A 12,945-nucleotide genomic window follows, 5' to 3' on the forward strand; every position below is an offset into this window, starting at 1 on the left:
CTAGAGAAAGCTGTCGGCGGGCAAACGCTCGGCCTGGGCAATGCCGATACGCATCACATCCTTCCAGGAAAGTACCCCCAGCAACTGGCCATCGCCATCCACCACCGGCAGGCAGCTGTAGTGGTTTTCCAGCAGCAATTTGGCGGCAGAGACGAGATCTTGCTCCGGCATCAGGGTGGGCACCTGGCGGGTCATCACCTGATGGGCGGGCTTTTTCAGCAACTCCCTATCCACATTGCGCTCGGCGGGAGTGTTCAAAAAAGGTGTGGTGTTGGCCTGGTAATCCACCAAGGACACAAAACCGGCAAAGCGGTTGTCTTCGTCCAGCACCGGCAGGTGGAAGAAGGGGCGCTGGGCGAAGATATCGCCAATCTCCTTGAGCGCGGTATCCATGTAAACGTGCACCACACGGGTGGTCATGGCTTGGGCAACTTTCATCGAATACCTCCAACACAAGGCGGGCGCCGCCTACTGACTATATAGGTGACCTTTGAGAAAAGGTTAACCCTATCACTATTCCCAGCACCGCCAGCGCCGCCAGATAACCCACCGGCGCCAAGGGATGCCAGGCCACCAGCAATGACACCAGTATCGGGGTAAAGCCGCCGAAGATGGCGTAAGCCAGGTTGTAGGAGAACGACAAGCCGGTAAAGCGCACTTCGGGCGGGAAGGCACTGACCGCAATGGCCGGAATTACCCCGGTTATCCCCACCCCCAGCCCCGCCAGCAGGTAAAGCTCCCGCAGCCACTGGGGATGGGTTGGCAGCAGCCACATCATCAGCCCATAGCTTGCCACCAGCAGCAGGCTCCAAAAGGCCAGCACCCGGCCCCGGCCAAAACGGTCACTTAAAGCGCCGCTCAGCACCGCCCCTACCATGACCGCAAAGGTAGAAAGGGCATTGGCTTCAAAGGCCGCCACGGCGCTTATCCCGGCCTGGGCCTGAATTAGGGTTGGGGTCATCAGTACCACCACCACCACGGCCCCGGTGAGGATCCAGGTAACAGCCATGGCCAGCAGGATGCTGCGCTTGTGGTTTTTCAGCAATACCTTGACCGGCATCTCGGCAGCCAGGGCGCGGCGACGCTGCATCTGGGCAAACACCGGTGTCTCATGCAGGTACTGGCGCAGGTAAACCGCCAGCAGCCCAAACAGGCCACCGACAATAAAAGGCACCCGCCAGCCCCAGTCCAGCAGCACGTCGGCCAGGTGGCTGTTGATAAAAACGCTCATCAAGGAGCCCAGCAAAATGCCCCCCACCAGCCCCGCCGAAAGGCTGCCGCAGGCCAGGCCCACATGGTGTTTTTTGACGTGTTCGGAGACAAATACCCAGGCCCCCGGCACCTCGCCGCCCACCGCCGCTCCTTGCAACATGCGCATCAGCACCAGGGCAATGGCAGCGCCATAGCCCCAGCTTTGGTAGGTAGGTAGCAGGCCAATCAACAAGGTGGGCACCGACATCAAAAAGATGGACAAGGTGAACATCTTCTTGCGGCCCAGCAGATCGCCAAAATGGGCCATGATGATGCCACCCAGCGGCCGGGCCAGATAACCGGCGGCAAAGATGCCAAAGGTTTGGAGCTGGCGCAGCCACTCGGGCATGTCCGGCGGGAAGAACAGCTGGCCAATGGCCTTGGCAAAGAACACAAAGATGATGAAGTCGTAAAACTCCAGCGCCCCACCAAGGGCCGATAAGGTCAGCACCTTGACATCACTTCGGGATAACGCGCGGTCGGTTGCCATCAAGACTCCGCAAACTAAGGCAAGTTACTGGACGCTAACAGATTTTTGGAAAGTCGTCAGTGTTGTCCGGCCAGTGTCGCCAAGGGGCTTGTGAAGGGCGCCAAGGCTTAGCACAATGGGACTCGACTTTTGCAAGGAAGCCGCAATGAGCTTACCCCTATCCGTTACCCTGGGACGCACCCCAAGCGACCTGGCCTACCTGGACATCGACTCCGCCCTTTGCCAGGCGCGGGTGTTTTTGCAAGGGGCCCAGTTGGTGCACTTTCAGCCCAAAGGGCTCAAGCCGTTATTGTGGCTCTCACCCCTTGAAGATTTTGCCCGTGGCCGCGCCATTCGTGGCGGGGTGCCGGTGTGCTGGCCCTGGTTTGGCAACAACAAACCAGCCGCCGAGGCCCCGGCCCACGGCTATGCCCGCACCAGCGAGTGGCAGTTGGTGGACGTGGAAGACCAGGACGGTGAAATTGTGATTGAGCTGGCCCTGCCCGCCGGCGCCGTACCCGAAGCCTACTGGCCCCATGCCAGCGAGCTGACCATGGTGATGGTGCTGGGTAAAAGGGCGCGGTTGGTGCTCAGCACCGACAACACCGGTACCGCCCCTTTTACCTTCACCCAGGCGCTGCACAGCTACTTTGCGGTGCCCGACATCAACCAGGTGTCGGTGCGCGGCCTGGCCGGCAGCCATTATCTTGAATTTGACGAAGGCCCCTTCGAGCAACAAGGCCCGGCCGTTGTCCGCCAGGAAGTGGACCGCATGTACAGCGTGGAAAAACCCCTTCAGCACATCGACACCGGCGAGGGGCTGATAGCGGTGGCCCGCGAAGGCAGCCGCAGCCTGGTGCTGTGGAATCCCTGGGTCGAAAAGGCCAAGGCCCTGGCCCAGTTCCCGGACGACGGCTTTAAAACCATGGTGTGCCTGGAGGCGGCCAATATCCAAGCCGACGCCGTGACCCTGGCCCCAGGCGAGCGCCACAGCCTGGTAACCGAGTTTTACTGGGCCAGCTCTCAGGACTAAACCCGCTACCCGGGCCTGTGGCCCGGGTATATCATCTTGTGCTAAAGGCGATTAAGGTGTTCGTTTTGCCGAGGTAACCTGCCGCCAGGCTCTCCTCTTATAATGCCGCAGGTGACGGAGACCCCATGCGCGAATTACAGCAACTGCTTGAACAACAAGGCCTGTTACTGGTCTTTCTCAATGTCCTGCTGGAGCAGCTGGGGCTGCCTATTCCTGCCTTTCCGCTGCTTATTCTGGTTGGCGCCCTGGCCATGCAAGGGCTTATCAGCCTGCCAGAAGCCTTGGCCCTGGCGGTGCTGGCCTGCGTGATAGCGGACAGCGTCTGGAACCTTGCCGGGCGCCGCCATGGCAGCAAGCTGCTGCGCACCATCTGTAAGCTGTCGTTGTCTCAAGACACCTGTATTCGCTCCGGCCTCAATGTCTACGCCAGCACCGGCCCCAAGGCGCTGCTGGTGTCCCGTTTTCTGCCCGGCGCCGGCGCACTCTTTACCGCCATGGCCGGTATGCACCGTACTTCCTGGCTGGTGTTTTGGGCCTATACCGGCATGGGCGCCCTGATCTGGGCCGGCACCGGCCTTTTTATCGGCCTGGTATTTAGCGATACCGTCGGCGACGTGCTGGCCTGGCTCAGCCAATACGGCAGCATCGGCTTTGCGGTAGTGCTGGGCGCGCTGGCGCTCTTTATCGGTTTTAAATTTGTAAAGCGGCGCCTACTGGTACGGCGCACCGCCAAGGTACCCCGCATTACGGTTCAAGAGCTGGCCGAGCGCCACCACAGTGGCCAAAGCCCGCTGGTGCTAGATGTCCGCTCCATGACTCCCACCATGGAAGAGGGCATTCCCGGCGCCCTGGCGGTATCACTGGAAGCCCCCATCGAGGAGCTGCTGGGCCAGCTTACCCACCCCGGCCAAGACGTGGTGATTTACTGCGCCTGCCCCAAGGAGCTGTCGGCCGCTATCCTTGCCGAAAAGCTTAAGGCCCATGGAGTCGAACATTGCTGGGCGCTGCAAGGCGGTTTGGAGGCCTGGCAGGCCCACAGCGCCATCGAGGAGCCTGAGCCGCAGCTGCAAAGCTAACGCCTTGGGAAATGCCCCAAGGTCAGGCAGGATAGAGCAACACCACTGACCTTGGGGATACGGATGTTCCAGCTGCAAGCCGCCTTTTTTCGCACCCTGATGTTCGGCCAAAAACTGGCCGGCTACCTTATCCCCACCACACCGCCATTGCTGTTTTGCGGCCCCGGCAGCAGCCAGCAGCTCGCCACCACCCTCGCCCAGCAAGGGGTGAAAAAACTGCTGCTGGTAACAGACCAAGCCCTTTTCAGGCTGGGGCTGGCAGAAAAGATACTGGCAACCCTCGCAGAGCTTGGGGTAGAGACGGCGGTATTTTACGAGCTGACCCCAGACCCCACCGACCAGCAGATCCAAGCCGGCATCGAGGCGGCCAGGCACCATGGCGCCGAGGCGGTGCTGGGGTTTGGCGGCGGCTCGGCCATTGATACCGCCAAGCTGATTGCCGCCCTGGCGCCCCGCAACCTGCCCCTTGATAAAGCGCCGGGGCTGCTTCGCCTTCGCCGCCGTGGCCTGGCCCTTTATGCCGTGCCCACCACCGCCGGCACCGGCTCGGAGGTGACCTTTGCCGCCGTTATCACCCACAGCCAAAGCCACCAGAAAAAGCCGGTGATAGACCCTTGCCTGCTGCCGAGCGCCGTGGCCCTGGACCCAACCTTGATGACCGGCCTACCGCCGGCCGTGACCGCCGCTACCGGCATTGATGCCCTGACCCACGCCATCGAGGCGCTGCTGTCCAATAACGCCAACCGCGAGACCGACCGCCTGGCCCGGGCCGCCATGGGCCTGATTTTCACCCAGCTCCCGGCGGCCTATCGCGATGGCAACAACCTTGAGGCCAGAAGCGCCATGGCCATCGCCGCCTGCTACGCCGGCCTTGCCTTTACCAAGGCGGGAGTGGGCTATGTGCATGCCATTGCCCACCAGTTGGGGGCCTACTATCACCTGCCCCATGGCCTTGCCAACGCCAAGGTGCTGCCCAAGGTACTGGCCCTTTATAGCGAGCGTATTCCCGGGCGCTTGGCCGCCCTTGCCCGCCAACTGGCGCTGCCCGGCGACAACGACCAAGCCCTGGCCGACGCCTTTTGCCAGCAGGTAACGGCGCTTATAACCGGCCTTGGCATCCACCTTGGGGTAGCGGAACTTCAAGCCCGCGACATCGAGGCCATCAGCCGCCAGGCCCAGCACGAGGCTCACTGGCTGTACGCGGTGCCGCTCTATTTAAAAGATGATGAGCTAAAAGCCCTGGTAGCCAGCCTTGCCACCAAGCCTTAGCGGCGGGCAATAAAATCCGCCATGCGGGCCAGGGCCAGCTCAATGCGCTCAAGACCGGTGGTGTACGAAAAGCGAATAAAGCGGCTGGCCTGATGACGGCCAAAATCAAGGCCAGGGGTGGCGGCAATATGCAGCTCTTCGAGAAGCTGCCAGCAAAAGCTGAAGCTGTCGTCGGTAAGATGAGAAGCGTCGGCGTACACATAAAAGGCGCCTTCCGGCAGCAGCGGCACATCAAAGCCAAGCTCCCGAAGCCCCGCCACCAGGCGGTCCCGGCGCGCCGCAAAGGCTTGCCGCCGCTCCTCGAAGATAGCCAGGCTCTCTGGCTCAAAGGCCGCCAGCGCCGCGTGCTGAGACAAGGTAGCTGGCGAGATGTAGAGATTCTGGGCCATCCGCTCCAGCTCAGGCACCGCCGCCTCGGGCGCCACCAGCCAGCCAAGGCGCCAACCTGTCATGCCAAAGTATTTAGAAAAGCTGTTGATGACAAAGGCGCTGTCGTCCACTTCCAGCACCGATGGAGCATCAAAGCCGTAGGTCAGGCCGTGATAGAGCTCGTCCACCACCAGATGGCCCCCCAGCTCTTTCACCGCGCCGCTCAGGGCCAGCAGCTCGTCTTTATGGAGCACCGAGCCGGTGGGGTTGGCAGGGGATGCCACCAGCACCCCGGCGGTATTGGCTTGCCAGTGGCGGCGCACCAGTTCGCTATTGAGCTGGTAGCGCTCGCCAGCACCGGTTGGCACCAATTGGGAATGGGCTTCGATAAAGCGCAGGAACTGGCGGTTACAGGGATAACCCGGATCGGCCATCATAAAGCCCTGGCCAGGCTCGGCCAGCAGGGCGAAGGTCATCATCAAGGCCGCCGAGGCGCCGCTGGTCACCACCACCCGCTCAGGAGCGATATCCAGCCCATAACGCTCTTGATAAAACCTGGCGATGCGCGCCCGAAGCTCAGGAATGCCGGCCGCCGGGGTATATTGGGTAAAGCCCGCGTCAAGGGCGGCGTGGGCGGCGCGGCGCACCGGCAAGGCCACCGGGAAATCCGGCTCCCCCGCTTCCATGTGCACCACGTCATGGCCTTCGCTATCCAGGGCCTTGGCCCTTTTCAGCAGATCCATCACCTTGAAGGATTCAATCTCCCTCGCCCTTGCCGACCAACTTGTCATACCCACCTCTGCTTATTGGCAAAGGCAGTAGTAACACCGCCGCCGGTACAAAAAAAGCCCCGCTGCTGCGGGGCTTTTCTCAGGAGGCCTTGGCCTTGTCCTGCTCGCTGGTCTTTTCCGCTTTTTTCTTGGCGGTTTTTTTGGTGGCGGCTTTTTTCTTGTGATGGGCCTTTTTCACCTTTTTGACCTTGGGCTTGGTGTGGTTGGTTTTGTTCTCGGTTTTGCTGGCCGCCTTGTCGCTGGCCGCTTTTTGCATCTGGGCAGCTTCGGTTTTCACCGGAGCGTCGGCAGGGGCAGCCATAACAGCGGCGGTGTTGAAGGCAAAGGCTGCGGCAATGGCCAGGGGAAGCAGTTTTTTCATGAGTGACCTCGTTATCAACCAGGAGCCGTTTTGCTCCAACGCCGCCATTGTAAGTGTGACCGTTACGGCAACTCTGTAGCGCCCTGGTGACGCTTTGTTACCGAATGTACAGGCAGTAACAAGGTAAAACTGGCGCCGGGGCCGGGGCCTTCGAGGCGCACGTCACCGCCATGCAAATGGGCAATGCTGCGCACTATGGCAAGGCCAAGGCCGATACCGCCGGTGCGCCGGTTGCGGCTTTCATCGAGGCGCACAAAGGGCTCGAAGATACGCGCTGCCGCCTCGGCAGCCACGCCGGGGCCGTCGTCAGTGACTTTCAGCGCTGCCTGGCCGTCTTCCTCCCTAAGCGCAATCTGCACCTGCTGGCGGCAGTGGCGAAGGGCGTTGCCCACCAGGTTATCCATGGCCCTTTCCAAAAGGCGCCCGTCTCCTTGCCAATAAAGGGGCGCAGGCGGGCCGGTGAGTTCCAGGGTGCGCCCGGCGCCCTGGGCCTGCCAGTCGGCCAGGTGCTCGGCGGCCCACTGGCCCAGCTCAAGGGTGCCGATATTAAGGGCCGGTTCGGGCTCGTTAAGGCGGCTGTAGACCAGCATTTCGTCAATCAGGTACTCAAAGGCATTGAGATCCCGCTCCAACTCGGCCAGGGCCTTAGGGGCCAAGGGCGGCTCCTGCATGGCCAAGCGGTAGCGCAGCCGCACCAGCGGCGTGCGCAGCTCATGGGCGATGGCGTCGGTAAGTTGCTTGCGCCCGGCTATCAGGCTTTGCAGCTGGCTGGCCATCTGGTCGAAGGTGGCCCCCAGGGTGGCCAGGCTGCTTTTGCTGGGCAGCGCCGCCCGGGCATCCAGTTCGCCTCGGCCAAGGCGCTTGGCGGCAGCTTCTAATCGCTGCAAGCCGCGCCAGTGTGGGCGCATCCACAAGAGGATGGGAAAGGCCAGGGACAGGCCCAGCAAAATCAGCAGCCCCAGCACCAACCAGTGCAATTCATGCTGAAAATGCAGATAGGGTACCGGGCCGATAATGAGCACTTGGTCGGTGCCGGGAATGCGTTGGCGAAAGGTGGCGTCGTCCTCGACGATAAGGATGTTGCCCTGGCTCAGAAAGTTTAAATCCGCCGGGGCCAGGGGCTGCTCGCTAAGGGCGCCGATGCGCAGCGTAAGATGCAGGCGGCGGCCAAAATCCTCAACCTGCCCCGGCCACTGGCTGGCGGGCACATCGGCCATCTGCTGGGTAAAGCGGTCCAAAAAGTCCTGCACCAGCCCTTCGAGATAGCGGTTGCTGGCCCGCTCGGCGGTGAACTGATACACCCCGCCAATCAGCAGCGCCGCCGCCAAAAAGCAGGCAAACACCAACAGGTAGAACTGGGTAAAGAGGCGGCGCACCGGTCAGCTCCACTCGTCCGGCACCAGGAGGTAGCCCTTTTGGCGCACGGTTTTGATACGGGTGGGGGCTTCGGCGCTGTCGCCAAGCTTTTGGCGAAGCCTGGAGATGGCCACGTCCATGGAACGGTCAAGGCCGTCGTAGTCGCGGCCCTTAACCTGCTGAAACAAGGCCTCGCGGCTCAAGATCTGCCCGGCATGGCTGGCCAGTTGCCATAACAAGTCAAAATCGGTGGTGGTCAGTACCACCGTCTGGCCGCCAAGGCGCACGGTGCGGGTGGCCTGGTCGATAAACAGCGTGCCAAGCTGCAGGCGGCTGCCCTGGCTGATGATGGGCGCTGGCGCGGCTTTAACCTGGCGCAGCTGCACCCGCAATCTTGCCAGCAGCACATTGGGCGGCGCCGTCTTTAGGATGTAGTCGTTGGCGCCCAGTTCCAAGGCCAGCACCTGGTTCATGTCGCTGTCCAGGGAGGTGAGCATGACAATGGGGCCGGCAAAGCGGCCGCGAAGCGCCCGGCACAGCGACAGGCCGTCAAGCCCCGGCAGCATGATGTCCAGCAGCACCAGATCTGGCTGCTCCGCTGCCACCCGCGCCAGGGCCATATCGCCCCTCGGCTCGACCAGCACGTCCATGTCATGTTTACCCAGCCAGCCACCAATAAGCTGGCCGATATCCGGGTCGTCTTCTACAAGCACAATGCGGTGCATAACACCTCCGCCACCTTCAGGCCACCGAGCTTACTCCTGCGCCAAAAATTGAAAATCCCCCTGGCGCGGATTTTTGCTTTTTGTCAGCAAAAACAAAGGTGCCTTAGGCGATGTCAGCGCTGTAACGCCGTTATTGAAACGCGCTGCCAGCGGCAGCCACAAAGGCCATTTCCAGAAGGTAGTGAGGGTCGGCCAGTTCGGCTTTGACGCAGGCGCGGCTCGGCGCGGTACCGGGCTCAAACCAGGCGTCCCAGGCGGCGTTCATGGCCGGGGCCAGGGAAAAATCGGTGAGATAGATGGTGACCGACAGCAGCCGGGTTTTGTCGCTGCCAATCTTGGCAAGGCTGGCTTCAGCCTGGGCAAACAGGGCGGCCATTTGGCTGTCGATGTCAGCTTGGGCGCACTCGGGCACCTCCACAAAATGGGCAATGCCGTTAAAGACGGTAATGTCGGACCAACGTTGGCCGGGGTTGATGCGGTGGATGGTCATCAGATAAACACTTTGGCAATAAAATCAAAGTGCCAAGGTAGCAGCAAAGATGGCGGGTGTCTTTTGTCACCCGCCAATCGAGGCCGGTTACTGCCTCGACTGAAGCAGGGCTTCCACTTCTTTTGATTCTTCAGGGCCGCCGCGCTGTACGATTTGCGAGACTTGCGGATCGGTGCAAAGGCTAACATCACGCGTCCACGCCGTGTAGGTCATGCGGTTTATCAGCAGGGTGAGTGGCGGGCAAGGCGAGTATCCCTTGGCCTTGGCGGTGGCCTCCCAGCGGTGAGAAAGCCAAATCTGGCCCAGCAGAGTCAGCATCAGCGCTGCCACCACCACCACCGCGGCCACCTTTTGCACCAATACCCCTTTGGTTTTACGTACTTCTTCGCCAAAGGGCACCAGGGCCAAGGCCACCAGCAAATAAAGGCCGACGGCAAAAATACCCAAGGCAGCACCGGGCAGAAAACCGTAGCTGCTGCTGTGCACAATCAGCTGCCTGCCGCTGGCAAAGGCCTCCTGATTACTGGCTTGTGCGTCCAAATAGAGCCAGCCCGCCCCGGCAGCCATTGCCCAGAACACCAGACCGGCACAGAAGATCAGAAAGAAAACCGAAGCTTTGTTTGTCATCAGTAAATCGAAAATCCGCCAAGGCGCCGCAACAAACCACTGATTTGATCGTTGATCCAGTGGCGGGCGGAGCGTCGCAACAAGTTGCCTGTTTCGTGCACCAAGTAATAGACCCCATCGAGCATGCCTCTTTTGGCCTGCGCGATGTTGTTATCGATGCTGTTTTGAATGCGCCGCTGCGCCGTATCCAGGGCGTTAATCAGCGATTGGGTGATCTGGAATTTCTCATCAACGGCGTTAAGGGCCACGCCCACCAGCACCCCCACCAGAATACCGGCCGCCAATGGCAACACCGCGATGGTGGCCCCGGTCAACGCCACGCTGGCCGCCACTGTCGCGGCCGAAGCCAGGTAACCGGCGGTACTGGCAATGGCGGCTTTGGTTATATCTGTGGACAAGGTTCCCAGCCAGTTTGACCAGTGGTAATCGTCCTTGAAGATCCAGTCGATGGTATTGAGGGTGACCGAGAACACCAGGGTGATCAGTACCCCTGATTTAACGCCGTTTTTCACCCCGGCCACCACACCGCTCTCGGTAATGCCCAGCTGCATCAATTTGGCGTTATCAGACAAATAACGGGTACCGGTGATTAACCGACGCAGCCCCGAGTAGCCTTTGAACACGATATAGCGTTTACCGTTGGCGACCTTGAATTGGTATTTACCCAAGATGCTGCCACCGCGTTTCATGTCGGTGGCTAGGGCCGCCAGCACTTTGCCATCGGCGACGCTGGAGCCGTAGTTAACGCCAAAAGCCAGTATGGCATCGGCCAATTTGAGAGAAGTCAGGGCGTTGAAGTCGCTTTCAATCTGCTGCCGGTTTTTGCCTTTGGCTTGCCCAATGGCCATCCAAAGTTGCAGTAACTCGGCGTCGTTCAGCGCGTAAACATCCACGTTATTGCTATCAAAGGCCTGTTTTATGGCCTGGCGGTTTTGCTGCGCGTTTTGCAGCGTTGCGGTAGCGGGCATCCTTGCAACCTCCCTGTTGAACTGGCGTGAGAGTACCTGAGCAAGCCTTTGCAATTAAAGGCATCTTTAAAATACGCCATTGAAAATTTGCGTTTTACTACAACAGAAAACACCAAAAATTAATGCTGTAGGGCTTAAGCTGCTCCTGGCGCGCGAGGCTGGGGAAGTCTTTGAGTTTTACCTTGCCGCCCTGGAATTTGGGCTTGACGCCATTGATGCGCACTTTAGCGTCGGTGAGCTTGTCGGCGGTAAGTTCAAAGCGTTTTTTCTGCATGCCAAAGCCCCGGCACTCTACCGCCTTGGCGGTGGCCGCCATATTGATCAGCAGCAAGGTGCATTTGCCGCCTTTGCGGGCACTGTGGCAGTAGGCCAGCACGCTCTCGTCGCTGCTTTGCACCTCAAACACTTCCCGGCCCATCAGCTTTTGCCACAGCCAACTCACCCAAAAATCGGGGTTGGGTTTAAGGGTTTGGCGGTTGATAAGGCCGTAGTCGCCCCCCACCAGGCTTTGGCGCACCATCACCGCCTGCCCTGCCCTGGCGCCTCGGCCCAGTTGGTCGGCCCACCAGAACGACGATGCAAAACGGTCAGACAGCCGCGCCTCGCCGCCGCACTGGGCCGAGCCGGTTTCTCCTGTCCAAAGGACGGCGTTTGGCTGATGCAGGTTGCGCCAGCCCTTGAGCTGCCCCAGGTATTTATCAAAATCCTTCAACGCCTGGGGCGACATCACGTTGCTTAAGGTGGCCGAACGGGTGCGCACCGGCGAGCGGCGGCTTTGGAAGGGGTAATAGTGCCAGTCAACGATATCCAGGGGCTCCTTGAGCACCGACAGGAAGGTTGGGGTGATGTTGGTGATGGGTTTGATGGCCTCGCCAATGCGCGGCCAAAAGGCGCTGCCCGGCCCCGCCACTTTGCTGTGAGGGCTCAAGTGACGAACGGTGCGAATAAAGGTGTCGTAGTCGGCGGCCAGCTTCGAGGCCATGGGCTGGGAGCCCAGGCCATAAAAGGCCCAGTAGGCATTGAGCTCGTTGCCAAGCTCGCACACCGCAATGGGCTGGCCGCGCTCGCTGCTGTAGGCCAGTAGCTTGCTGACTTCATCGGCCTGCCAGCGGCCATGAAGGCGGCGCTTGAAAAGCCCGTATTTAAAGGTAAAGGCCAGCGCCAGATCGTTACGGGCGCAAAAGCGGTGCAGGTCGTCCCACATGCCCTGGGTGAGCACCAGGGCGCCGCTCTCGCCTTGGGGGGCGGCAAAGTAATGGATGTTGTCCGCTTCCGAGCCCCCCACCCGCAGGTAGGCCGGGGCCAGGGCGCGGGTGAATTTATCGAGCTTGCCCTTTTTCAGGCTAAGGGGCGTGGTTTTCTCGGTGCCCAGGCCCTTTTGGCTGCCGGCGCTGCCGTCCCACCACTGGCCACCGGCCAGCACCGAAATATCAATGGAGAACGACAAGTAGCGCTCGTCTACCCGGGCTATGGGCTTGGCTTTGTTGAGGCTTATCACCACCTTGGCGCGGCTACCTTGCGGGTGGCGGCGAAACCGCCCTTTGAGCAACAGGAACATAAGGCCTCTTTATAACCAGGGCCCACCCAGTGTGGCGCCGCTCTGTGACAGCGATATTGCGCAGCCTGCTGAGCCGTTTTTAGGCTCTGAAAAAAAGCCCCAGCACTGAAAGAAAATAACGGGGTGGGCGGTCTTTTGCGCCACGCCATAACAAGGAGCATTTTGATGAAATTCACTCTGCCGGGCCTGTTGATGCTGGCCTTGTCTGCCGGTGCCCTGGCCAACCCGCTGAGCGTGCATGTCCTTAATACCCAAACCGGGTTACCGTCTGCGGGTGTCAACATCGTATTGGAAAAGCAAACCGACCAAGGCTGGCAAGTACTGAGCCGCGCTACCACCAACCAACAGGGGCGAGTACCGGCCCTTTACCCAAAGGGCCAGACCATGGCCCCCGGCACCTACAAGGTGATTTTTGAAACCGGCGACTGGTTTAAGGCTCACCATCAACCGAGTTTCTTCCCGCAGATCCCGGTTATCTTCGCCGTAGATGGCTCACTCGAGCACTACCATATTCCACTGCTACTGAGCGCCTACGGCTACAGTACCTACCGGGGTAATTAAGCCCCAAAATGCGGCCCTTACTGCCAAAGCACTCGGGGCCG

At 60.5% G+C, this 12,945-nt stretch carries 14 protein-coding genes; 4 read left to right on the top strand and 10 right to left on the bottom strand.

Going from position 1 to position 12,945, the window contains the following annotated elements; translation table 11 throughout:
* Both EDC28_RS06340 and EDC28_RS06345 read right to left on the bottom strand, forming a co-directional pair.
* Positions 1-438, bottom strand: coding sequence for a CBS domain-containing protein (locus EDC28_RS06340; RefSeq protein WP_050657334.1), 438 nt, complete (start codon positions 436-438; stop codon positions 1-3).
* 37 nt (positions 439-475) lie between these two features.
* Positions 476-1,741, bottom strand: coding sequence for an MFS transporter (locus tag EDC28_RS06345; protein WP_050657333.1), 1,266 nt, complete (start codon positions 1,739-1,741; stop codon positions 476-478).
* A 145-nt stretch (positions 1,742-1,886) separates the two neighbouring features.
* Here EDC28_RS06345 and EDC28_RS06350 point away from each other — a divergent pair, with 145 nt between their 5' ends.
* The 3 genes from EDC28_RS06350 (at position 1,887) to EDC28_RS06360 (ending at position 5,098) form a co-directional block, all read left to right on the top strand.
* Positions 1,887-2,753, top strand: coding sequence for a D-hexose-6-phosphate mutarotase (locus EDC28_RS06350; RefSeq protein ID WP_123421034.1), 867 nt, complete (start codon positions 1,887-1,889; stop codon positions 2,751-2,753).
* Between the two features lie 125 nt (positions 2,754-2,878).
* Positions 2,879-3,829: a VTT domain-containing protein gene (locus EDC28_RS06355; protein ID WP_050657331.1), complete on the top strand. Its 951-nt coding sequence runs from the start codon at positions 2,879-2,881 to the stop codon at positions 3,827-3,829.
* 63 nt (positions 3,830-3,892) lie between these two features.
* Complete coding sequence (locus EDC28_RS06360; RefSeq protein ID WP_123421035.1) at positions 3,893-5,098, top strand: iron-containing alcohol dehydrogenase; 1,206 nt, start codon at positions 3,893-3,895, stop codon at positions 5,096-5,098.
* Here the strand turns inward: EDC28_RS06360 and EDC28_RS06365 are convergent.
* The 8 genes from EDC28_RS06365 to EDC28_RS06400 form a co-directional block, all read right to left on the bottom strand.
* The gene (locus EDC28_RS06365; protein WP_123421036.1) at positions 5,095-6,258 is read right to left on the bottom strand and encodes a pyridoxal phosphate-dependent aminotransferase; all 1,164 of its coding nucleotides are present in this window, start codon (positions 6,256-6,258) and stop codon (positions 5,095-5,097) included. The genes EDC28_RS06360 and EDC28_RS06365 overlap by 4 nt on opposite strands.
* Positions 6,259-6,337: 79 nt before the next feature.
* On the bottom strand, positions 6,338-6,619 hold the full coding sequence (locus tag EDC28_RS06370; RefSeq protein WP_050657328.1) for a hypothetical protein: 282 nt from the start codon (positions 6,617-6,619) through the stop codon (positions 6,338-6,340).
* A gap of 62 nt (positions 6,620-6,681) precedes the next feature.
* Positions 6,682-7,995 (bottom strand): two-component system sensor histidine kinase RstB, encoded by a 1,314-nt coding sequence (gene rstB, locus EDC28_RS06375; protein WP_123421037.1) that lies wholly within the window; start codon positions 7,993-7,995, stop codon positions 6,682-6,684.
* Between the two features lie 3 nt (positions 7,996-7,998).
* Positions 7,999-8,700 (bottom strand): two-component system response regulator RstA, encoded by a 702-nt coding sequence (gene rstA / locus EDC28_RS06380; RefSeq protein WP_050657326.1) that lies wholly within the window; start codon positions 8,698-8,700, stop codon positions 7,999-8,001.
* Positions 8,701-8,830: 130 nt separating this feature from the next.
* On the bottom strand, positions 8,831-9,190 hold the full coding sequence (locus tag EDC28_RS06385) for a RidA family protein (RefSeq protein ID WP_123421038.1): 360 nt from the start codon (positions 9,188-9,190) through the stop codon (positions 8,831-8,833).
* A gap of 87 nt (positions 9,191-9,277) precedes the next feature.
* Positions 9,278-9,817 (bottom strand): hypothetical protein, encoded by a 540-nt coding sequence (locus EDC28_RS06390; RefSeq protein ID WP_123421039.1) that lies wholly within the window; start codon positions 9,815-9,817, stop codon positions 9,278-9,280.
* A complete protein-coding gene (locus EDC28_RS06395) occupies positions 9,817-10,785 on the bottom strand; it encodes a hypothetical protein (protein ID WP_123421040.1) in 969 nt (322 codons plus the stop codon). Before EDC28_RS06395 ends, EDC28_RS06390 begins: the two co-directional genes overlap by 1 nt.
* A gap of 97 nt (positions 10,786-10,882) precedes the next feature.
* Positions 10,883-12,343 carry a glycosyl hydrolase family 79 N-terminal domain-containing protein gene (locus EDC28_RS06400; RefSeq protein WP_123421041.1) on the bottom strand — a complete coding sequence of 487 codons (1,461 nt, stop codon included), beginning with the start codon at positions 12,341-12,343 and terminating at the stop codon, positions 10,883-10,885.
* Positions 12,344-12,508: 165 nt separating this feature from the next.
* On the opposite strand from EDC28_RS06400, the gene uraH reads away from it, so the two are divergent.
* Entirely contained in the window at positions 12,509-12,904 is a 396-nt protein-coding gene (gene uraH / locus EDC28_RS06405) for a hydroxyisourate hydrolase (RefSeq protein ID WP_123421042.1), read from the top strand.
* The last annotated feature ends 41 nt before the right edge of the window (positions 12,905-12,945 follow it).

This window comes from Gallaecimonas pentaromativorans (assembly GCF_003751625.1).
Classification (GTDB): domain Bacteria; phylum Pseudomonadota; class Gammaproteobacteria; order Enterobacterales; family Gallaecimonadaceae; genus Gallaecimonas; species Gallaecimonas pentaromativorans.

What these genes read in the sequence shown, in the direction of transcription:
- EDC28_RS06340 (WP_050657334.1), bottom strand. Translation starts at nt 438, where the DNA reads ATGAAAGTTGCCCAAGCCATGACCACCCGTGTGGTGCACGTTTACATG.
- EDC28_RS06345 (WP_050657333.1), bottom strand. Translation starts at nt 1,741, where the DNA reads ATGGCAACCGACCGCGCGTTATCCCGAAGTGATGTCAAGGTGCTGACC.
- EDC28_RS06350 (WP_123421034.1), top strand. Translation starts at nt 1,887, where the DNA reads ATGAGCTTACCCCTATCCGTTACCCTGGGACGCACCCCAAGCGACCTG.
- EDC28_RS06355 (WP_050657331.1), top strand. Translation starts at nt 2,879, where the DNA reads ATGCGCGAATTACAGCAACTGCTTGAACAACAAGGCCTGTTACTGGTC.
- EDC28_RS06360 (WP_123421035.1), top strand. Translation starts at nt 3,893, where the DNA reads ATGTTCCAGCTGCAAGCCGCCTTTTTTCGCACCCTGATGTTCGGCCAA.
- EDC28_RS06365 (WP_123421036.1), bottom strand. Translation starts at nt 6,258, where the DNA reads ATGACAAGTTGGTCGGCAAGGGCGAGGGAGATTGAATCCTTCAAGGTG.
- EDC28_RS06370 (WP_050657328.1), bottom strand. Translation starts at nt 6,619, where the DNA reads ATGAAAAAACTGCTTCCCCTGGCCATTGCCGCAGCCTTTGCCTTCAAC.
- rstA (WP_050657326.1), bottom strand. Translation starts at nt 8,700, where the DNA reads ATGCACCGCATTGTGCTTGTAGAAGACGACCCGGATATCGGCCAGCTT.
- EDC28_RS06385 (WP_123421038.1), bottom strand. Translation starts at nt 9,190, where the DNA reads ATGACCATCCACCGCATCAACCCCGGCCAACGTTGGTCCGACATTACC.
- EDC28_RS06390 (WP_123421039.1), bottom strand. Translation starts at nt 9,817, where the DNA reads ATGACAAACAAAGCTTCGGTTTTCTTTCTGATCTTCTGTGCCGGTCTG.
- EDC28_RS06395 (WP_123421040.1), bottom strand. Translation starts at nt 10,785, where the DNA reads ATGCCCGCTACCGCAACGCTGCAAAACGCGCAGCAAAACCGCCAGGCC.
- EDC28_RS06400 (WP_123421041.1), bottom strand. Translation starts at nt 12,343, where the DNA reads ATGTTCCTGTTGCTCAAAGGGCGGTTTCGCCGCCACCCGCAAGGTAGC.
- uraH (WP_123421042.1), top strand. Translation starts at nt 12,509, where the DNA reads ATGAAATTCACTCTGCCGGGCCTGTTGATGCTGGCCTTGTCTGCCGGT.